Raw genomic sequence first — 20,237 nt, forward strand, 5'->3', positions numbered from 1 at the left:
CCATAGTCAGTATTAATTTTATTAATGCTTAGTAGTTTATTGTTATTTGGAGTATCAATGGATAAGGTTTTTATATCTCAATTGCACGTCGACACTATTATTGGAGTGTACGACTTTGAAAAAGAAAGTAAACAGAGCCTTTATTTTGATATTGAAATGCTAAGCGATATTAAGCCTGCAGCTGAAAATGACGATATTAATTTAGCACTCGATTACTCAAAAGTAAGTGAGCGAGTTATTGAGCACTGCACTTTAAAACCTGTAGAGTTGCTAGAAACTTTAGTTGAACAATTAGCGCATATTATTTTAAGCGAGTTTAATACTCCACAAGTTACTATAAGAGTAAGTAAACCAGCAGCAGTAGCACAAGCGCAAACTGTAGGTGTTGAAATTACACGTGTTAAGGCAACAGGCTAAATGGCTCAAATTTATATCAGCCTAGGGTCAAATATAAATAAAGCGCATTATATACAATGTGCATTAATTGCACTTAAGCAGCACTTTGAGCATATTGTGCACTCGTCTGTTTTTGAAAGTGAAGCAGTAGGGTTTGCTGGCAATAATTTTTATAATTCAGTCGTTGGTGCTACAACTGATATGTCGCTTGTTGATGTATGCGCTTTATTAAAACAAATAGAGTGTGATAATGGACGCACAGCGAACGATAAAAAATTTAGTCCACGAACGCTCGATTTAGATTTACTATTTTATGATGATGTAATTTGCGCTTCTCCAGCCCAATTACCACGAGATGAAATAACTAAAAACGCATTTGTATTACAACCTCTTAGCGAGGTTGCCCCAAATTTCTATCATCCTGTAGCTAAACAAACGATTGCGCAGTTATGGAGTGAATATAATAATCCTCAACAAAAGCTATGGAAGGTGGAGTTTTCTAACCCATGAGTATCATCGAAATAATTATTTTAGCCCTCATACAGGGATTTACTGAGTTTTTACCAATATCTAGTTCAGCGCACTTAATTCTCCCATCACAAATTTTAGGCTGGGAAGATCAAGGGCTTGCGTTTGACGTAGCAGTACATGTTGGTACTTTAATAGCCGTTGTTATTTATTTTCGCAAAGAGGTCGTCGACATACTCAGTGCGTGGTTTAAATCCTTTGGTGCACAAGGGACTAATGATGATAGTAAGCTAGGTTGGTGGATAATTTTAGGCACTGTGCCTGCCGCTATTTTAGGCTTACTTTTAAAAGACTTTATAGAGTTGTACCTACGAAGTGCTTGGGTAATTGCTACTACCACAATTGTGTTTGGTTTATTGCTTTGGTACGCGGATGCAAAAGGTAAGCAAATTAAAACGATTTATCAGCTTAATTGGAAAACAGCACTTATTATTGGTTTTGCACAAGCTGTTGCAATGATCCCGGGTACTTCTCGCTCAGGTATCACGATGACTGCTGGTTTAATGCTTGGAATGAATAAACAAAGCGCAGCGCGTTTCTCATTTTTATTAGCCATTCCTATCATCTCTATGATGGGGCTTTATTATATTGCAGAGTTGGCACTGGGTGATCATGTAGTTGATTGGAACACATTATTACTCGGTGTGGTACTATCGTTCTTATCGGCTTATGCATGTATATTTATGTTTTTAAAAGTAATAGAGCGAATGGGTATGTTGCCATTTGTGATATATCGTTTATTGCTTGGTGTAGGTTTAATTGTATTTTTATCGTTGTAAGTAGTCGTTAATCACTAATTAAATGTAATTGGTATATACAAAGCCAAAAAAAAGCACCTTTAGGTGCTTTTTTGGGTTTTAAACTCAGCTTATAAATTTAACAAATAAGATTCTATAAACTGACGTTGGTTGGCGGCCTTTGGTGCTGTTTTAAATATAAGCGTATTGCCATTTTTACGTAGTTTTAGCTCATTAGTAAATTTACATTCGATAGCATTGAACTGCGCTATGTCATTTTTAAAGCTTTGATCTTTTTCGCACATGTATGCCATTTCGTTTGCAACTTGTGCACAAAATGAACCTACTGCATACTCTTTTAGGTTTTCATCATCAATGCTTTCCCAGTCAACATTGGTATTTATTTTTAACCCGCATTGCTTATCTATTTCGCTATTAGCGGCAGCTATATTTTTTTGCTGATAGCCTAAATGTTTTTCACGATTAAACTTTGCAAGTTTAGCTTGAGTGCCTTTACTTAATTGTTGCTCGTATTGCGCTTTTAAATCTTCAACAATGGCAGGGTTTGACTCTTCTTTTTTTGATAAGTAAGTACCATCACGAGTGTCTGGAATATAAAGGTTGTAAGAGCAACAGCGGTAGCCTTCCTCAACACTTACTAAACTTCTCTGTGTACCATCATACGTATATTTGTACGCTTTATTACTACCATGAGGTTTTAAATCGGTTAAAAATACAATGCCATCAATATCATGGTTTATCCCCGTTACTTTTACTAAGGCTTGTTTTTTATCTGTTGTTGGGGCAATAACAACATTAACGCCTTCGCCCGAACTAAGTTCTATTGGGTACTTTGCAAATTCCAAAGCAAAGCTTTTTTGACTAAGCAAAATACAGGCTATAAAAAATAGTTTTTTCATATTAAGTCCTTTTTAAGTTTTAAAGTTATACAGCAGGCTGGTTTATAACATTGATAATAATTGATTAAAAGCAATACAAGGTAAGTAAACGTGCCTATTTTTTAATTTTTAGCGTTTAAAAAATTGATTAACGTGTTTTTGGCACGAGTGAATTGTGCAGACGTACATAGTAACTAAGCACGAATTTTGGCATTATAGCGCCATTAAACTTTGCATAGCGGTAAAGTGAGTATAGGATTTAAGGAAAGTATATGCATATACATATTTTGGGCATTTGTGGCACGTTTATGGGCGGTATTGCAGCCATTGCTAAATCGTTGGGTCATAAAGTTACAGGGTCTGATCAAAACGTTTACCCACCAATGAGTACGCAACTTGAGGAGCTTGGCATTGAACTAACTCAAGGCTACGCGGTATCTCAGTTAGAGCCAAAGCCCGATATGGTCGTTATTGGTAATGCAATGAGCCGTGGTAACCCGTGTGTTGAATATGTGCTTGATAAAGGCTTGCCTTATACATCTGGCCCTGAGTGGCTCAAGCATAATTTATTACAAAACTCGTGGGTACTTGCTGTCGCTGGTACACATGGTAAAACAACCACAGCAAGTATGCTTGCGTGGGTGCTAGAGTACGCAGGTTTAAAACCAGGGTTTTTAATTGGCGGCATAGTGCAAAATTTTGGTGTATCGGCAAAAGTGGGAGAAACGCCATTTTTTGTTATTGAAGCCGATGAATACGACACTGCTTTTTTTGATAAGCGCAGTAAGTTTGTGCATTACCTCCCGCGTACACTTATCTTAAATAATCTTGAATTCGATCACGCTGATATTTTTGAAGATTTAAACGCAATAAAAAAACAATTTCATCACTTAATGCGTACATTACCTCAAAGCGGCAAGGTAATTTGGCCAAAGCAAGACGTAGCGCTTAATGATGTAATAGCACAAGGGCTTTGGAGCGAAAGCGAAACGCTAGGCGATGATTGGAGCTATGAATTAATAAAAGCCGATGGAAGTGAGTTTAATGTATTACTTAATGGCGAAAAGCAGGGCTCTGTGTGCTGGCAAGCAATAGGCGAGCATAACGTTAAAAATGCGATTATGACTATCGCAGCAGCGCGCCATGTAGGTATAGCCATTGATCATAGTATTGATGCTTTAGGTGAGTTTATTAGCCCTAAAAGGCGCATGGAGCTAAAGGCTGATATAAATAATATTAAAGTGTATGACGATTTTGCACATCACCCAACAGCAATTAAAACAACGCTTGCAGGATTGCGTGCAAAAGTAGGCGATGAAAAAATTATCGCTATTTTAGAGCCGCGATCAAACACCATGAAAATGGGCGTACACCAATATACATTATTAGATTCATTACGTGATGCTGACAACGTACTACTTTTTGAACCAGAGAATCTAAATTGGTCGCTAAAAGAGCAAGCAGATAAAGCAGGCATGCAGTGCTTTAGCAGCACACAAACAATTATTGATACGGTGCTTGAAAATATTGAGCCTAATCAACATATTTTAATTATGAGCAATGGCGGCTTTAATGGCCTCCATCAACGTCTTGTTGATGGTTTAGCTGATAAATACAGCGGAGAATAGTGTGCAATTTAAAGATAGAATTACGCTCGCTTTTAGTGGTGCATCTGGTGCGCCTTATGGGCTAAGGTTACTTGAAGTATTACTTGAGCAACAATTTCAGGTCTACGTACTCATCTCAAGTGCAGCACGCGTGGTGCTTGATACAGAATCAAATATTAAGCTCTCTGGAAATGAAGATAAGGCCACAGAGCAGTTAAGTACGCTGTTTAATGCCAAACCTGAACAGCTAAAAGTATACGGTAAAGATAACTGGTTTAGCCCTGTGGCTTCGGGCTCTGCTGCTCCAAAAAAAATGGTAGTATGCCCATGTAGTGCTGGATCGGTTTCTGCAATTGCAGTAGGGGCGTCTGATAATTTATTAGAGCGCGCCGCTGATGTGGTAATTAAAGAACGCGGGCAGCTAATTTTAGTACCGCGCGAAACACCATTTAACGAAATTCATTTAGAAAACATGCTTAAGTTATCTCGTTTAGGGGTAACAATTATGCCAGCCGCACCTGGTTTTTATCATAAGCCACAAAGTATTGAAGATTTAGTTGATTTTATGGTGGCGAGAATTTTAGATCATTTAAATATTGAACATAACCTAACAAAACGTTGGGGTTATGGTGAGGGTAAGTAATGAATAAGCAAAATATTGCTTTAAATATAGAAGGCCTTACCAAGGTTTATAAAAATGGTGTTGAGGCTATCAAAGGCGTTGATTTACAAGTTGAAGAGGGCGATTTTTTCGCTTTGCTTGGTCCAAACGGAGCTGGTAAATCAACCACTATTGGTGTTATTTCGTCACTTGTTAATAAAACAAAAGGCAAAGTAGAAGTATTTGGCTGTGATATTGATACTGATTTAGAGGCTGCAAAAGCGCATTTAGGCTTAGTGCCACAAGAGTTTAACTTTAGCCAGTTTGAAACGCTTAGCCAAATACTGGTTAACCAAGCCGGTTATTATGGTGTGCCACGTGGTGAAGCCCATAAACGTGCTGATAAATACCTAGCGCAGCTAGGGTTATTAGAGAAAAAAGACAAGCAAGCACGTACGCTTTCAGGCGGAATGAAACGTCGATTAATGATTGCACGCGCCCTTATGCACGAGCCAAAACTACTTATACTTGATGAACCAACAGCGGGTGTAGACATAGAGCTTCGTCGTTCAATGTGGGATTTTTTACGCCAAATAAATGAGCAAGGCGTTACTATTATTTTAACAACACACTACCTTGAAGAAGCTGAGTTACTGTGTAAAAACATAGCGATTATTGATTCAGGTCGAATTGTTGAAAACACGACCATTAAAGCGCTGCTTGCAAAACTTGATAAAGAAACCTTTATTTTAGATTTAAAAATGCCAGCAAACCCTGTCACGCTTGAAGGCTATAAGTTTACGATGACGGATGATCATACTGTTGAAGTTGAAGTCGCTAAATCACAGGGCTTAAATGCGGTATTTAACGCATTAACAACTCAAGGTAATACAGTATTAAGTATGCGAAATAAAGCAAACAGACTAGAAGAGTTATTTGTAGGATTATTAGAGCAAGGGCGGGGCGAATAAATGTTTAAATATGGCGTAGCCTTAAAGAGTTTATGGATTAAAGAGTGCATTCGTTTTTTACGTATCTGGGTACAAACCTTAGTGCCGCCAGCAATTACGATGAGCTTATATTTTGTTATTTTTGGTAACTTAATTGGTTCACGTATTGGTGATATGGGCGGCTTTAGTTATATGGAGTTTATTGTACCAGGCCTTATAATGATGTCGGTTATTACTAATTCCTATTCCAACGTAGCCTCTAGTTTTTACTCAACAAAATTTCAAAAAAGCATTGAAGAGCTTTTAGTTGCACCTGTGCCTAATTACATTATTGTACTGGGTTATATGGGCGGCGGTATGACGCGCGGTATTATGGTGGGCTTTATAGTTACCTGTGTATCGTTATTATTTGTTGATATTCAAATTCATAATATTTTTGTAATTATGGCGACGGTTATTTTAACCTCAGCTGTGTTTGCTTTAGGTGGTTTAATTAATGCAATTTACGCAAATAGCTTTGACGATATAAGTATTATTCCCACCTTTATACTAACGCCATTAACTTACTTGGGCGGTGTATTTTATTCAATTACATTATTGCCAGAATTTTGGCAAAACGTATCGCAAATAAACCCTATCATATACATGGTAAATGCATTTCGTTATGGCTTTTTAGGTGTGTCGGATGTTGATTTAAGTGTAGCGTTAGGTGTTATTTTGGTGTTTATTACGGTGTTATTTACTTTAGCGCTAACTTTAATTAAAAAAGGTGTGGGGCTAAGACACTAATGAGTGATGCAAATTCACGTAGTATTGTATCTAATCAAGCGGGTATTCACGAAAAGCTTGATGAAATAGTAAATAAGCATTTAGATGTCGAGTTTAAAAAACCAATTGCAGCGCATACGCAAACTGCATTTGACGAGGTTAATGCTAAAGTACAAGCTTTTAATGGCCCGCTTATTTTAGACTCGTGTTGTGGCGTGGGTGAAAGCTCAGCTAATCTAGCTAAGCGTCACCCTGATGCCCTCGTTATAGGTATTGATAAATCGTCGCATCGACTTGATAAACACGACGTTGAATATAAGCAAACTGACAGTGGTCAGTACATCTTAGTGCAAGCAGATTTAAATGACTTCTGGCGTTTAGCGGTTGCTGCTAATTGGCAACCTACGCACCATTATTTGTTGTATCCAAACCCATGGCCTAAATCTAAGCATATTCGTAGGCGCTGGCATGGCGCAGCTATTTTTCCGTTTATCGTTAAGTTAGGTGGGCAATTAGAAGTGCGCAGCAATTGGGATATTTACGTGAAAGAGTTCGCAAGGGCGCTTGAACTAACTGGCAACTCTTGCGATGTGACTCTTTATGAGTCAGACGATGCAATTACGCCTTTTGAGCGTAAATACTGGGCCAGTGGCCAGCAAAGCCACCGGCTCGTTATTAACTTACCTAGGGCGTGTTGACCTTTCGTGATTGATTTTGCAGCAGCATGTTTGGTTTTTAGGCAAGGCGGAGCCTATGTAGTGTGGTTATTCCCCATAAATAGGCGATAACGCAGCATAAAGACCAAACATGTGCTGCCCTTTGGGTTCTTTCTAGGGACGATTAACTCTTTGTTGCTCTGTTTTTACTTAGTCCACTAGGTTACAAACCTCGCGCCGCGATTTAATCGCCCCTAGATTGAACAAATTTCAATCCACAAAGATCAACACGTCCTGGTTAAAGTAAGTTAAAGTGCTAATTCTTCTGTAACCGTATTAACATGTGGCACTGGATGGGCAAAATAGTTGCCTTGCATTAGTGTCACATTCGCCTTTTTAAGTGCGGTTACTATGGTTGCATTTTCTACCGACTCTGCCATTAGTTGCAAACCAAGTTGATTTGCAAAACTGGCTATGTGCTCAATAAACAAGTAGATATCTTTGTCATTCACTATTTGCTTTATTAGTGCGCCATCTAATTTAATACCATCTACTTCAAGCTTAAGTACGTTTGATATATTTGAATAACCACTACCAAAGTCATCAATAATAACCTTAACGCCTTTTGTTTTAACCATTCCAATAAACGCTTTTACTTCAGAAAAGTTGGCAATAGCTTGGGTTTCTAAAAGCTCTAATGTGATATTACCAGGATGCGGATAGCGCTTAAGTTCGTCCGCAATAAACTCACTTAAATTAGGGTCGAGCATATCTTGTGCTGTTATATTTAAGCTCCAGCAAATATCGGTTTTTCTAAAGCGACTAACACATTGTGAAAATATAGTACGGGTAAGTATTCCGTCCATTCTTGAGCGGGTAACAACATTTAAAAATGCATCAGGTTTTAATACTTCCCCTTGCGCTGTTACCATTCGAGCTAAACATTCGTATTGAACGACCTTATTGGTATTTGTATCAATAATGGGTTGAAAGTAAGGCACTATACGATTGTTATCAAACGCTTCACGTACTTCTTTAGCCATTTCTACATTATATTGATATTGCGTTTTTACATCGTGTAGCGCTTTTGAGTAGTTAACTACACTATGCCTGCCTTGTTTAGCTTGCAGGGCTGCTATATGAGCGTTTTCAAGTAGTAGCGATTTATTACCACTGGCAATACCTGCACATAGGGTTATGTAGATAAAAGGGTCAGTTAACACTGGGGTATTAAAGTTATATGTTTTTACAAAGTCGGTAAATTCGTCATTACTCATTTCTTTAGGCGCGAGTAATACTATTTTATTGGTTGCTAGTCTGTATATATGGCAGTGCGGAGAGCTCCTAAGTTTAAAGTGAATAAGTAAGTTTTTCATTACCTTGTCGCCCACTTCAGTACCATAAAAGCTGTTTATATCTTCTATTTCATTAACCCAAATAACGGCTAATTGCATGTGATGGTCATTACTTTTTTTTATGTAGTATTCAAGTGCGATATGATTTGAAAAGCCAGTACTTGAGTCAGTTGCTAAAGAGCGCTTTAGTAAATAAATATATATAGCGGCAACCAGTATCGCTATAAAAAAGAAGAAACTAGCCATTGCAGCAGCTTTTGATACGCTTTCTTTAAGTTTCTCGTTTAAATCATAAATAGTTATATCGGCACCCGTTAAATAGGTATTGCCGTTATTTGGGTCAACGTAAGGAATAAAAATTGTTTTAAAGTGGCCCCACTGATCGCTCGATATTTCAAATACAGGTTCTGTTGAATAAAAAGCACTTAGGTTGGCATCGGTGGCTTCAGGATAGAGATCTAAAAATTGTGTTACTTTGCCATTATTTTGATCGTCTTGCGTGTAACTTGATGAGCTAAAAAGCACCTTACCGTCTTTTAAAACCATTGAATAGACATAGGCAATATCAAGTGCTTGAGCAAACTCAGAGAGCTGCTTACTTTTATCTTGATAGTAAGAAAAACTTATATTATCGCCTTGATTAACCGCACTTAAATAATCGTCACCTAAAATATGTTTAACGCTGGTGGCGGCATTAAGTAAGCGATTATCAACCGACTGCATTATTTCAGCACGCGTGGTTTGGTAAGTGTAGTAAACGTAGGTTAGCAAGCTTATTAAAAACAAGCTAAAGCCTGCTACTATCCAACTAACCTTTACTCTTCCTTCTGGCATATGTGTCCCTTTTCTGTTATCAAATTTATTATACCCAAAATAAGTAAATGCCCAATAAATAATTATGTTTAGTCGAATTTTAATTAAATTATCATTTTTTTGTCATCGCTTTGATTGCTTTTGTAGGTTTAAGCGAGACATTTTAGTTATATTGCAGTAAAGTTAGCGCAATTTTTAAAGAAACACGATTGCTCTAAATATCCTATTAATTAGGCATTTTTAATGAGTAAGTACGTGTTTTAGCTACACACACTAGGTATTGAGATGGATCAAAAGCGTTGTGCCGTCGCCTCTAAAGAAAGCCTTAAGCGTATATTTACTGTACCTGAAGCGCCAGACTCAACTTTAAGCAAAATCGAGCTTGAAATTTCGAGTAATTTAGCTGGTTTCTTAAACGAAAATATAGCGGCAATTGAAAAACCATTACATGAGATCGAAAAAGATTTTCAATCAGCAGTGATCCCAGAAGATCCAACGTTTGTATCTGCTTATGCCCAAGACATTATGGAGCAACTTGTTGCACATTCTGTGCATACAGCTGCGCCTAGCTTTATTGGTCACATGACCTCAGCCTTACCGCATTTTTTATTACCGCTTTCAAAATTGATGGTAGGGCTAAATCAAAATCTAGTAAAAATAGAAACATCTAAAGCGTTTACGCCTCTTGAGCGTCAAGTGCTTGGGATGATGCATCATTTAGCTTATGGACAAGAAGACTCATTTTATTCTAAATGGATGCACAGTGCTAAAACCTCATTAGGTGCATTTTGCTCTGGTGGTACGGTTGCCAATATTACTGCGCTTTGGATTGCGCGAAACCGCTTATTAAAGACCGATGGCGATTTTAGGGGGATTGGTGCACAAGGTCTAATTGCCGGTATGCTGCATTATGGCTATAAAGGTTTAGCCGTATTAATATCAGAACGCGGACATTACTCTTTAGGTAAATCGGTTGATTTACTGGGCATTGGTCGCGATAACTTAATTGGTATTAAAACCTGCGAAAATAATAAAGTTGATGTAGGAGCTATGCGCGAAAAAGCACGTGAGCTTGAATCGCAAGGTATTAAAGTAATGGCCATTATTGGGGTCGCGGGTACAACCGAAACCGGCAATATTGACCCACTTGATGAAATGGCCGACTTAGCACAAGACATTAACTGTCATTTTCATGTAGATGCTGCATGGGGCGGAGCAACGCTTTTATCGAGTACGCACCGTCCTTTACTAAAAGGGATTGAGCGAGCAGATTCAATTACCATCGATGCACATAAACAAATGTATGTACCAATGGGAGCGGGTTTGGTTTTATTTAAAGACCCAGCTGCCACAGATGCAATAGAGCATCACGCTGAGTACATATTACGTAAAGGTTCAAAAGACTTAGGTAGCCACACACTTGAAGGCAGCCGACCTGGTATGGCAATGTTAGTACATGCTTGCTTACGTGTTATTGGTCGTAAAGGTTACGAAATGCTGATTGACCGAAGCATCAAAAAAGCACATTACTTTGCTGATTTAATTAAAGCTGATGAAGACTTTGAGCTTATTTCTGAGCCTGAGTTGTGCTTATTAACGTATCGTTATGTACCTAAGCAAATTAAACAAGCAATAGCTGATGCTGATGCCGCAACTCGGTTGGATATTTTTGCTTCGCTGAACCGTTTTACTGCCAGTATGCAAAAACGTCAGCGAGAGTCTGGTCGCTCATTTGTATCACGTACACGCTTAACGCCTTCTAAATACGACAATCAACCTACAGTTGTATTTAGAGTCGTACTTGCAAACCCGCTTACCTCAGGTGCTATTTTAAAAGAGATATTAGCTGAGCAAAAAGAGTTGGCTGCAACAGATCCGGTATTCAAAAAATACTTAAGAAAGTATATGTAGTCTAAATACAAAAAAGGGTCCATAAGGACCCTTTTTAATATCAAAGAATGGTTAATGTAAAATACGTGCTCTAATTGTACCCTCAACAGCGCTTAGTTCTTTAAGTGCTACTTCAGATTGATCTGTATCAACATCAATAACTACATAACCAATAGATGCGTCTGTTTGTAAGTATTGCGCAGCAATATTAATACCGTGCTGTGCAAACGCTTGGTTAATTTGCGTTAGCACACCTGGGCGGTTGTGGTGTACGTGCAATAAACGGCTACGATTAGCAAGCTCAGGTAGCGATACTTCAGGGAAGTTAACCGCAGTGATAGTTGAGCCATTATCTGAATATTTAGCCAATTTACCCGCTACTTCAATACCAATGTTTTCTTGCGCTTCTTGTGTAGAACCACCAATGTGCGGCGTTAAAATAACATTGTCGAATTGGCGCAGTGGCGATACAAATTCTTCATCGTTAGATTTTGGCTCAGTAGGGAATACATCGATTGCTGCACCACTTAGTTTTTTCTCTGTAAGCGCTTCTGCAAGTGCATCAATATCAACAACAGTTCCGCGTGAGGCATTGATCAAAATAGACCCCTGCTTCATAACTGCAAGTTCTGCTGTACCAATAAGATTTTTAGTTTGCGGTGTTTCTGGTACATGTAAGCTAATAATATCAGAGCGTTGTAACAGCTGAGTAAGGTTATGAACTTGTGTTGCATTACCCAGTGATAACTTATCTTCGATATCGTAAAACTCCACGTTCATACCGATATTTTCAGCCATAATACCTAGCTGAGTACCAATGTGACCGTAGCCAATAATACCTAATGTTTTACCACGTGCTTCAAACGAACCATTTGCAGTTTTTAACCAGCCACCACGATGAGCCGCTGCATTACGCTCTGGAATACCACGTAATAAAAGTAGTATTTCACCAAGTACAAGTTCAGCAACCGAACGAGTATTAGAAAATGGTGCGTTAAATACAGCAATACCACGTTCGCGTGCTGCATCTAAATCAACTTGGTTTGTACCAATACAAAAACAACCAATAGCAACTAGCTTTTCAGCTGAGTCTAATACGGCTTGGTTAATATGAGTACGAGAACGAAGTCCTACAAAGTGAACATCTTTAATGCGCTCTTTAAGCTCGTCCTCAGGTAAGGATGTTTTAACGTAGTCGATGTTGCTGTAACCGTTACGTTTTAGTGTTTCAACTGCGCTTTGGTGAACACCTTCAAGCAAGAGAATTTTAATTTTGTCTTTTGCTAACGATACCTTACTCATAACCTCATCCTATTTTATTTGTGGCCCATTTTTGGTACCGATAATCACTTTATCAGCACCTCGCATCGCAAATAGGCCGTTGGTAACTACGCCAACAATTGAATTTATTTGTGTTTCAAGTTGTTTGGCATTGGTAATTTTTAAGTTAAATACATCTAATATGACGTTACCATTATCGGTAACTACGCCTTGGCGATAAACAGGGTCACCACCAAGTTTTAATAATTCTCGTGCAACGTAGCTGCGCGCCATTGGAATAACTTCTACCGGAAGCGGGAAGTCGCCCAATGTATCTACCAGCTTTGTGTTATCAACAATACACACAAATTGTTTTGCAACTGCTGCTACTATTTTTTCACGTGTTAGCGCTGCGCCGCCGCCTTTAATCATTTCGTTTTGAGCGTTTATTTCGTCAGCGCCGTCAACGTATACATCTAAAGCATCAACGTTATTAAGTTCAAACACTTCAATACCTAACGCTTCCAAACGTGCAGTTGACGCTTCTGAGCTTGATACAGCGCCTACAATAGTGTCCTTTACAGAGCCAAGGGCATCAATAAAGTGATTAACAGTTGAGCCTGTACCGACACCTACAATGGTGTTTTCTTTTACAAACTCGAGTGCTGCCCAGGCAGCTGCTTTTTTTAATTCGTCTTGTGTCATTGCTATGTGCTCATGTATGTCAGAAATATGCGGTTAGTAACCAAAATTAAATGTTACCAACAGTATGTTTTATCTGGGGTGATAATGGTTTTAAGTGGTACGTCCCACGACTCGATTGGTAGAACATCAACTTTTTGGCATTCATGTGCAAGGCCAATTAGTTGCGGTTTTTGCCAATTTTGTTCATGTAAACGCGCCAATGTCCGGTCGTAAAACCCACCTCCCATTCCTAGGCGATTACCTTGTTTATCAAATGCGACTAATGGCATAAGGAGGTAATCAAGCGCTGGTAATGGGCATATTTGAGAGCAGTTCAGCTTAGGCTCCAAGATACCATAGCGATTTGTCCTCATGGGTGAGTTTTTCTCATAGCGCTGAAATAGTAAATTAGCGCCATTAAATGGGTGTATTATAGGTAGGTAAACAGCATGGTTTAAGTTGCATAATTCTTTAATTAACAATGAAGTGTCTAGTTCTCCGTCGTTACTTAAATAAATGGCAATGTGCTTTGAGTTCGTGGTTTTTTCGCTTTTTAAGTGTTGAATAAAATTCATTTTCAGCAATTGCGCAGCAATTATTTGCTGATTATTTGACAAATTATTACGAATTTCACGAATGTTAGTTCTTATTTGTGCGCGCTTATTGCTCATTAAATTATTAAACCGCTACTAAAAAGAGAATAAATCAGGAAAAACTAAAAAAATAGCCAACACTATTAGCAACGTTGTGGCAGTAGCAATTAGTGAATATAAAAGTAAGTTACTGCGTTTTTTAGGAGGCGCTAAATCTTCATCTAGCATTAGGTCGTCATTTTGCCATTCGTCTACACTTTCGTCTGGTGTTTTTAATTGAGCTTCAGGAAGGCGTTGCTCTAGCTCATCTAGCTTTTCTTCAAGACGTATTAAGCTGCTAGTGATGTAATCTAGTGCATCAAAAATACGTTCATCACGTTGGTTGTTACTTGCAGCTGCGGGGGAGCTATTTTGAATGGTGTTTGAAACAGCTTGCAGCTTACTTTTAATACCTAAGCTTGCTAATAACTTACTCTGTTTTAACGCTTTGTCTTTATCGCTTGGCGCAAACAGCGGCTTACCTTTAAAAAAAAGAGCTACTTTTTCATCTGACGTTTTTAATTTTGCAGCTAAGTTTGCGCACGCTGTTTTTATGTCAACGTTATCGGCAAGTCCTGCAAATATAACGCGAAAGTTATCGGCCATTTAACTATCCCTAAAGCTTTATAATGAAGCGAGTATAAACCGAACCCCTTTATAAATGTATCTCTATGTAAAATAAAATTGTTAAACGTATCTATTTCCCAAAAGATGACTTACAAAAAAAGTTGATTAGTATTTCAATAGAATATTCCATTACTTGCAATTAAATGTGAATGGAATATTTTATATGTGAAATTTATTCTTTAATTACAAGTAATTACAGCTATTTCCTTGTTGAAATAGCTTAAACAAGTAAAATTGTTTTCCTAGGGGTATAATATATTAGGTACAGGATTTTGCTAAACACACACACACTTCCATCTAGTCGCTGGCTAGAATTTGTAAAAGAAAGCGGACGTATCGCCACTCTTTGGTTTGCTGGTGTACTACTTTTTATGGGCTTTCGGATTTTCTTTTTAATTCACTTTAGTGATCGTATAACTTCCGAACTAGATATTGATTCAATAATCGCGACATTAAAAGCGGGTCTAGCATTTGATTCTGCCGCGACGGGAGTCTGTTTTAGTATTGTTTTTATTTTAAACTGTATTTTACAGCCTCTGCGTTTAGGACAATGGGTTAGAAAAGCACGTATATATACAAGTCGAATATTTTTCATTACGTCAACAATACTATGTATAACGAGTATTACTTACATTGCTGAATATGGAAGCCAGTTTAACTTTTTTATGTTTGAAGGGCTAAATGACGATCAACAGGCAATTGCATTAACTGTAATCGAGCAATATAAACCGTGGGGTAGCCTACTTAGTTTAGTTATCTTATTAGCGATAGCATTTAAAATAAATAAACTAGTTGATAGGAAAAGCTATAGTGCTATCAACCATCTTTTCACCACTAATATATTAAAGCGTACGATTTTAGTTGCATTGATTATTGTTTTATTTGTTTGTGCAATAAGAGGATCATTTGAAACTCGTCCTGCTTCTCGAAAATGGTCAGCAGTAACGACAGATGCTTTTGTAAATAATCTTGTAATAAATCCGTTTCGAAGCTTTATATATGCCATTAAAGATTATAATGATTTACAAAGTTTTGGTTTAAATGGTCACAATCCTTACTTACAAAAAAATGCACCTGACATAGATAACCCTTTAGCGACGCTTGAGAAAAAAACCAGTGCGCCAATGTTAGCGGCACCTTCACAAGTGTTTTTTATTGTTATGGAAAGTTATGATGCTTGGCCGTTACAGCAAAAATATACATCGCTCAATTTAACTAATGAACTACGTAATTTAGCTAGTAAAGGTATATATTTAAATAATGTGTTACCTGCAGCAAGCAGTACTATGAATTCGCTATCTAGCCTTATGTCTGGTATAGCGTTTTCGGGCGTTAATATGAGCCGTATTGGACCACAAAAACCAGCGAGTAAGTTATCAATATTTAATCAACTTGAGCAACTAGGTTATCAAAGTCGATTTTATTATGGCGGCTTGCTGTCATGGCAAAATATAGGCGAATATGTGCTTTCACAAGGAGCTGATAAAGTATTTTCGGCTGCAGACACTGGAGGTAAAGGAAGTGCTGGTGTGTGGGGAATTGATGATGGTCAGTTATTTGATTTAGTCGATACTAAAACAGATGAAAAAAGTTTTAACTTAATCATGAGTGGGAGTTACCACGGACCATTTAACTTAGATTTAGATAAGTATGGGTATCCTTTAAAATCAGTTGCTGACTATCCAAAGGAAATTCAAGCTTTAGATGATGACTTATTAGACCCTTACGTATTAGGGCATTTATGGTATGCCGATAAAATGCTTGGTCAATTTGTTCGTAAAATGGAGCAGCGTTACCCAGATGCATTATTTGTAATTACAGGTGATCACTATAGTCGCCGTTATTTACATCATCGCCCTGATCTATATGAACTAACACATGTACCGCTTGTTATTTATGGTAAAGGTGTAAATCCAAACTGGGTATCGAGCGATCAATTAGCGAGCCATATGGATATTGCACCTACATTATTAAACTTAATAGCACCGCAAAATACAACATTTTATAGCATGGGCCAGTCGCTATTAAATCAACCTAAAGATCGTACTGTATTTGGTTTTCAAACTGTGCGTAAACCAGAACAGCTTTGGCGTGGTGATTTTTCGTCAATGTATGAGTATCAAAAAGTTGAACCAGAGGATCGGATTAACTTAGTACCACTTAAGCCGCAGCCTTTTGAACCAATTGATGTAGCAACAGAGCAAGCTTATAATAAGTATATGGCTACAGCGTGGCAGTTACTTACTAAAGGAATGGATTAATAGATTTAAAAGTAGCTTTTAAAGCTGCTTTTACTCAATTAGTTTACATATAAAAAAAGCGCCAATTGGCGCTTTTTTTATATTTACTTTGCCAATCAAAGGCCAGCAGCTGCACGAAGTGCATCAGCTTTATCTGTACGTTCCCAAGGGAATTCGTCACGACCAAAGTGGCCGTAAGCCGCTGTAGGAAGGTAGATAGGGCGCTCTAAATCAAGCATTTGAATTAAGCCATAAGGGCGCAAGTCAAAGTGTTCACGAATAAGCTCGATTAAACGGCTTTCTTCTAACTTGCTTGTACCAAACGTTTCAACGCTGATAGATGTAGGCTCTGCAACACCGATTGCGTAAGAAACTTGTAGTTCACACTTATCAGCAAGGCCAGCCGCAACTACGTTTTTAGCAACGTAACGTGCAGCGTATGCAGCTGAGCGGTCAACTTTTGATGGATCTTTACCAGAGAAAGCACCACCACCGTGACGAGCCATACCACCGTATGTATCAACGATGATTTTACGACCTGTTAAACCACAATCGCCCATTGGTCCGCCAATTACAAAGCGACCTGTTGGGTTAATGAAAAATTTAGTCGCGCTTGTAATAAGCTCTGCAGGAAGTACCGGCTTGATGATAGTTTCCATCACCGCTTCTACTAAATCTTTTTGTGAAATGTCTTCGCTGTGCTGAGTAGATAGTACTACTGCATCAATACCTACTGGCTTACCATTTTCGTACGCAAAAGTAACTTGAGATTTTGCATCTGGACGTAACCAGTTAAGCTCGCCGCTTTTACGTACTTGCGCTTGGCGCTGTACCAAACGGTGTGAGTAAGTAATTGGCGCAGGCATTAGCACTTCTGTTTCGTTACATGCGTAACCAAACATAAGACCTTGGTCGCCAGCACCTTGTTCTTCTGGGCTAGTGCGGTCAACACCTTGGTTAATGTCAGGAGACTGTTTACCAATAGTGTTTAAAATTGCACATGAATCTGCATCGAAACCCATGTCTGAATGCGTGTAGCCAATTTCACGTACTGTTTTACGTGTAATTTCTTCAATATCAACCCATGCGCTAGTAGTGATTTCACCACCAACCATAACCATACCTGTTTTTACGTAAGTTTCGCACGCAACACGGGCATGAGAGTCTTGCTCTAGGATAGCATCAAGTACCGCATCAGAGATTTGATCGGCGATTTTATCCGGATGACCTTCAGAAACTGATTCAGAAGTAAATAAATGTTTTGCCATTGTATTTCTGCTCACAAATATTGCGCTTCACAAACGTCGGTATTAGCGCTAAAAAATTAAGGGGCGTATTTTATCGAAAACAAAACACCTTGCATAGTGTTTTTACGCCTAGACGTCTAAATAAAATTACTAATAACTTTTTGGTCTTAAAAAATATTCATAATGCCTCACTTTTATAGGGTTTTTAATTGCACACAGCCCCCACAATAAGTAAGAATGGTCGCTATAAGCAAACCCAAGTTACTTGGGTGCATAAACAAACACATAAATACCCGCGCAAATACACATAAAGGTAGGAGAATTCATGCCATCTCGCAAAGAACTTGCAAATGCTATTCGCGTCTTGTCAATGGACGCAGTACAAAAGGCCAAATCTGGTCACCCTGGAGCCCCTATGGGCATGGCCGATATCGCTGAAGTATTATGGCGCGATTATCTAAAGCATAACCCAACTAATCCAGAGTGGGCTGACCGTGACAGATTTATTCTTTCAAACGGCCACGGTTCAATGCTTATCTATTCTCTATTGCATCTAAGTGGTTACGACTTACCACTGGACGAAATTAAAAACTTCCGTCAAATGCATTCTAAAACACCAGGTCACCCTGAATATGGCTATGCACCAGGAATCGAAACTACTACGGGTCCATTAGGTCAAGGGATCACAAATGCCGTAGGCATGGCAATTGCTGAAAAAGCGCTAGCTGCACAGTTTAACCGTGAAGGTCACGATATTGTTGATCACTTTACCTATGCATTTATGGGCGATGGCTGCCTTATGGAAGGTATTTCTCATGAAGCTGGTTCACTTGCAGGCACATTAGGTCTGGGTAAACTTGTTGCATTTTGGGATGACAACGGCATTTCAATCGATGGTGAAGTAGAAGGTTGGTTTACAGATGACACACCAGCTCGCTTTAAAGCATACGGTTGGCATGTAATTAGTGGTGTTGATGGCCACGACAGCGATGCTATAAGTGCTGCAATTGCAGAAGCTAAAAGTGTTACCGATAAACCATCACTAATTTGTTGTAAAACCATTATTGGTTACGGGTCACCTAACAAATCTGGTAGCCACGATTGTCACGGTGCACCACTAGGTGATGACGAAATTAAAGCGTCTCGCGAATTTTTAGGTTGGACTGGCGATGCGTTCGAAATTCCTGATGATATTTACGCACAATGGGATAGCAAAGAAAAAGGTCAGCAGCTTGAATCAAGCTGGGACGAAAAGTTTGCAGCATACGCAAAAGCATACCCAGAGCTTGCAGCTGAATATAAGCGTCGTATTAATAACGAACTGCCTGGCGATTGGGCTGAAAAATCTCAAGCGTACATTGAGCAATTACAAGCAAACCCTGCAAACCCAGCGTCTCGTAAAGCATCGCAAAATGCATTAAACGCATTTGGTCCGCTATTACCAGAATTTATGGGTGGCTCAGCCGATTTAGCAGGCTCAAACTTAACAATTTGGGATGGCTCTAAAGGTTTAACACACGACGATGCAAGCGGTAACTACATTTACTACGGTGTACGTGAGTTTGGTATGTCGGCAATTATGAATGGTATTGCCCTTCATAAAGGCTTTATTCCTTACGGTGCTACGTTCTTAATGTTTGTTGAATATGCAAAAAATGCCGTACGTATGGCTGCATTAATGAAGCAACCAAGCATTTTTGTATACACGCACGATTCAATCGGTTTAGGTGAAGATGGTCCAACTCACCAACCAGTAGAGCAAATTGCAAGCATGCGTTTAACGCCTAACTTATACAACTGGCGCCCATGTGACCAAGTTGAGTCGGCAATTGCATGGCAACAAGCTATTGAGCGTAAAGACGGTCCTACATCGTTAATCTTTACTCGCCAAGGTCTTGAGCAACAAGCGCGTGACGCACAGCAATTAAGTGACGTTAAAAAGGGTGGTTACATCCTTAGCTGTGACGGCAACCCTGAAATTATTTTCATTGCGACGGGCTCTGAAGTGCAACTAGCACAAGATTCAGCAACTGAGCTACGCAGCCAAGGTAAAAAGGTACGTGTTGTATCTATGCCATGTACAGATGCCTTTGAAGATCAAAGCGCAGAGTACAAAGAAAGCGTATTACCGGCATCTGTTACACGCCGCGTAGCAGTAGAAGCAGGTATTGCTGACTACTGGTACAAGTACGTAGGCCTAAATGGCGCAGTAGTAGGTATGACTACCTTTGGTGAGTCAGCACCTGCTGGTGAGCTGTTTGAGCACTTTGGCTTTACAGTGGCAAACATTGTAAGCAAAGCAAACGAGCTTTTTTAATCGCTTTGATTAAATAAAGTAAGTAATTGA

General features: G+C 38.8%; 18 protein-coding genes. 11 read left to right on the top strand and 7 right to left on the bottom strand.

Annotated elements, in window-relative coordinates:
- Nucleotides 1-57: 57 nt before the first annotated feature.
- Genes folB through EU510_RS14780 form a run of 3 tightly spaced genes read left to right on the top strand, consistent with a single transcriptional unit; the run spans nt 58 to nt 1,703 of the window.
- A complete protein-coding gene (gene folB, locus EU510_RS14770) occupies nt 58-417 on the top strand; it encodes a dihydroneopterin aldolase (protein WP_149594123.1) in 360 nt (119 codons plus the stop codon).
- Complete coding sequence (gene folK / locus EU510_RS14775) at nt 418-906, top strand: 2-amino-4-hydroxy-6-hydroxymethyldihydropteridine diphosphokinase (protein WP_149594124.1); 489 nt, start codon at nt 418-420, stop codon at nt 904-906.
- Nucleotides 903-1,703 carry an undecaprenyl-diphosphate phosphatase gene (locus tag EU510_RS14780; RefSeq protein ID WP_149594125.1) on the top strand — a complete coding sequence of 267 codons (801 nt, stop codon included), beginning with the start codon at nt 903-905 and terminating at the stop codon, nt 1,701-1,703. Before folK ends, EU510_RS14780 begins: the two co-directional genes overlap by 4 nt.
- Nucleotides 1,704-1,792: 89 nt before the next feature.
- Here the strand turns inward: EU510_RS14780 and EU510_RS14785 are convergent, their stop codons facing one another.
- Entirely contained in the window at nt 1,793-2,581 is a 789-nt protein-coding gene (locus tag EU510_RS14785; RefSeq protein WP_149594126.1) for a hypothetical protein, read from the bottom strand.
- Between the two features lie 251 nt (nt 2,582-2,832).
- Here EU510_RS14785 and mpl point away from each other — a divergent pair, with 251 nt between their 5' ends.
- The 5 genes from mpl to trmB are packed head-to-tail and all read left to right on the top strand — an operon-like array spanning nt 2,833 to nt 7,184.
- A complete protein-coding gene (gene mpl / locus EU510_RS14790) occupies nt 2,833-4,188 on the top strand; it encodes a UDP-N-acetylmuramate:L-alanyl-gamma-D-glutamyl-meso-diaminopimelate ligase (RefSeq protein WP_149594127.1) in 1,356 nt (451 codons plus the stop codon).
- A 1-nt stretch (nt 4,189) separates the two neighbouring features.
- On the top strand, nt 4,190-4,810 hold the full coding sequence (locus EU510_RS14795) for a flavin prenyltransferase UbiX (RefSeq protein WP_002961027.1): 621 nt from the start codon (nt 4,190-4,192) through the stop codon (nt 4,808-4,810).
- Nucleotides 4,810-5,739, top strand: coding sequence for an ABC transporter ATP-binding protein (locus tag EU510_RS14800; RefSeq protein WP_149594128.1), 930 nt, complete (start codon nt 4,810-4,812; stop codon nt 5,737-5,739). Before EU510_RS14795 ends, EU510_RS14800 begins: the two co-directional genes overlap by 1 nt.
- On the top strand, nt 5,740-6,507 hold the full coding sequence (locus EU510_RS14805; RefSeq protein WP_002961025.1) for an ABC transporter permease: 768 nt from the start codon (nt 5,740-5,742) through the stop codon (nt 6,505-6,507).
- On the top strand, nt 6,507-7,184 hold the full coding sequence (gene trmB / locus EU510_RS14810) for a tRNA (guanine(46)-N(7))-methyltransferase TrmB (RefSeq protein ID WP_149594129.1): 678 nt from the start codon (nt 6,507-6,509) through the stop codon (nt 7,182-7,184). Before EU510_RS14805 ends, trmB begins: the two co-directional genes overlap by 1 nt.
- A gap of 266 nt (nt 7,185-7,450) precedes the next feature.
- On the opposite strand, the gene EU510_RS14815 is transcribed toward trmB, so the two are convergent.
- The gene (locus EU510_RS14815) at nt 7,451-9,331 is read right to left on the bottom strand and encodes a GGDEF domain-containing protein (protein ID WP_149594130.1); all 1,881 of its coding nucleotides are present in this window, start codon (nt 9,329-9,331) and stop codon (nt 7,451-7,453) included.
- Nucleotides 9,332-9,595: 264 nt separating this feature from the next.
- On the opposite strand from EU510_RS14815, the gene panP reads away from it, so the two are divergent.
- Nucleotides 9,596-11,221: a pyridoxal-dependent aspartate 1-decarboxylase PanP gene (gene panP / locus EU510_RS14820; RefSeq protein ID WP_149594131.1), complete on the top strand. Its 1,626-nt coding sequence runs from the start codon at nt 9,596-9,598 to the stop codon at nt 11,219-11,221.
- 51 nt (nt 11,222-11,272) lie between these two features.
- Here the strand turns inward: panP and serA are convergent, their stop codons facing one another.
- From serA to EU510_RS14840, 4 genes are read right to left on the bottom strand one after another with little or no spacing between them, the layout of a single operon-like run.
- A complete protein-coding gene (gene serA, locus EU510_RS14825) occupies nt 11,273-12,502 on the bottom strand; it encodes a phosphoglycerate dehydrogenase (RefSeq protein ID WP_024595232.1) in 1,230 nt (409 codons plus the stop codon).
- 9 nt (nt 12,503-12,511) lie between these two features.
- Nucleotides 12,512-13,165 carry a ribose-5-phosphate isomerase RpiA gene (gene rpiA / locus EU510_RS14830; protein ID WP_149594132.1) on the bottom strand — a complete coding sequence of 218 codons (654 nt, stop codon included), beginning with the start codon at nt 13,163-13,165 and terminating at the stop codon, nt 12,512-12,514.
- 53 nt (nt 13,166-13,218) lie between these two features.
- Nucleotides 13,219-13,815 carry a 5-formyltetrahydrofolate cyclo-ligase gene (locus EU510_RS14835; RefSeq protein WP_149594133.1) on the bottom strand — a complete coding sequence of 199 codons (597 nt, stop codon included), beginning with the start codon at nt 13,813-13,815 and terminating at the stop codon, nt 13,219-13,221.
- A gap of 18 nt (nt 13,816-13,833) precedes the next feature.
- On the bottom strand, nt 13,834-14,382 hold the full coding sequence (locus EU510_RS14840; protein WP_149594134.1) for a hypothetical protein: 549 nt from the start codon (nt 14,380-14,382) through the stop codon (nt 13,834-13,836).
- A 293-nt stretch (nt 14,383-14,675) separates the two neighbouring features.
- Between EU510_RS14840 and EU510_RS14845 the strand changes: the two genes are divergently transcribed.
- Nucleotides 14,676-16,664: an LTA synthase family protein gene (locus EU510_RS14845; RefSeq protein ID WP_149594135.1), complete on the top strand. Its 1,989-nt coding sequence runs from the start codon at nt 14,676-14,678 to the stop codon at nt 16,662-16,664.
- A 95-nt stretch (nt 16,665-16,759) separates the two neighbouring features.
- Here the strand turns inward: EU510_RS14845 and metK are convergent, their stop codons facing one another.
- Nucleotides 16,760-17,911: a methionine adenosyltransferase gene (metK, locus tag EU510_RS14850; protein ID WP_002958976.1), complete on the bottom strand. Its 1,152-nt coding sequence runs from the start codon at nt 17,909-17,911 to the stop codon at nt 16,760-16,762.
- A gap of 304 nt (nt 17,912-18,215) precedes the next feature.
- On the opposite strand from metK, the gene tkt reads away from it, so the two are divergent.
- A complete protein-coding gene (tkt, locus tag EU510_RS14855) occupies nt 18,216-20,207 on the top strand; it encodes a transketolase (protein WP_138489545.1) in 1,992 nt (663 codons plus the stop codon).
- Nucleotides 20,208-20,237: the final 30 nt, after the last annotated feature.

Origin of the sequence: Pseudoalteromonas sp. FUC4 (assembly GCF_008370255.1) — a bacterium.
Taxonomy (GTDB): domain Bacteria; phylum Pseudomonadota; class Gammaproteobacteria; order Enterobacterales; family Alteromonadaceae; genus Pseudoalteromonas.

Bases quoted from the DNA above. Each gene is read 5' to 3' on its own strand.
- folB (WP_149594123.1), top strand. From the start codon at position 58: ATGGATAAGGTTTTTATATCTCAATTGCACGTCGACACTATTATTGGA.
- folK (WP_149594124.1), top strand. From the start codon at position 418: ATGGCTCAAATTTATATCAGCCTAGGGTCAAATATAAATAAAGCGCAT.
- EU510_RS14780 (WP_149594125.1), top strand. From the start codon at position 903: ATGAGTATCATCGAAATAATTATTTTAGCCCTCATACAGGGATTTACT.
- EU510_RS14785 (WP_149594126.1), bottom strand. From the start codon at position 2,581: ATGAAAAAACTATTTTTTATAGCCTGTATTTTGCTTAGTCAAAAAAGC.
- mpl (WP_149594127.1), top strand. From the start codon at position 2,833: ATGCATATACATATTTTGGGCATTTGTGGCACGTTTATGGGCGGTATT.
- EU510_RS14800 (WP_149594128.1), top strand. From the start codon at position 4,810: ATGAATAAGCAAAATATTGCTTTAAATATAGAAGGCCTTACCAAGGTT.
- EU510_RS14805 (WP_002961025.1), top strand. From the start codon at position 5,740: ATGTTTAAATATGGCGTAGCCTTAAAGAGTTTATGGATTAAAGAGTGC.
- trmB (WP_149594129.1), top strand. From the start codon at position 6,507: ATGAGTGATGCAAATTCACGTAGTATTGTATCTAATCAAGCGGGTATT.
- EU510_RS14815 (WP_149594130.1), bottom strand. From the start codon at position 9,331: ATGCCAGAAGGAAGAGTAAAGGTTAGTTGGATAGTAGCAGGCTTTAGC.
- panP (WP_149594131.1), top strand. From the start codon at position 9,596: ATGGATCAAAAGCGTTGTGCCGTCGCCTCTAAAGAAAGCCTTAAGCGT.
- serA (WP_024595232.1), bottom strand. From the start codon at position 12,502: ATGAGTAAGGTATCGTTAGCAAAAGACAAAATTAAAATTCTCTTGCTT.
- rpiA (WP_149594132.1), bottom strand. From the start codon at position 13,165: ATGACACAAGACGAATTAAAAAAAGCAGCTGCCTGGGCAGCACTCGAG.
- EU510_RS14835 (WP_149594133.1), bottom strand. From the start codon at position 13,815: ATGAGCAATAAGCGCGCACAAATAAGAACTAACATTCGTGAAATTCGT.
- EU510_RS14840 (WP_149594134.1), bottom strand. From the start codon at position 14,382: ATGGCCGATAACTTTCGCGTTATATTTGCAGGACTTGCCGATAACGTT.
- metK (WP_002958976.1), bottom strand. From the start codon at position 17,911: ATGGCAAAACATTTATTTACTTCTGAATCAGTTTCTGAAGGTCATCCG.
- tkt (WP_138489545.1), top strand. From the start codon at position 18,216: ATGCCATCTCGCAAAGAACTTGCAAATGCTATTCGCGTCTTGTCAATG.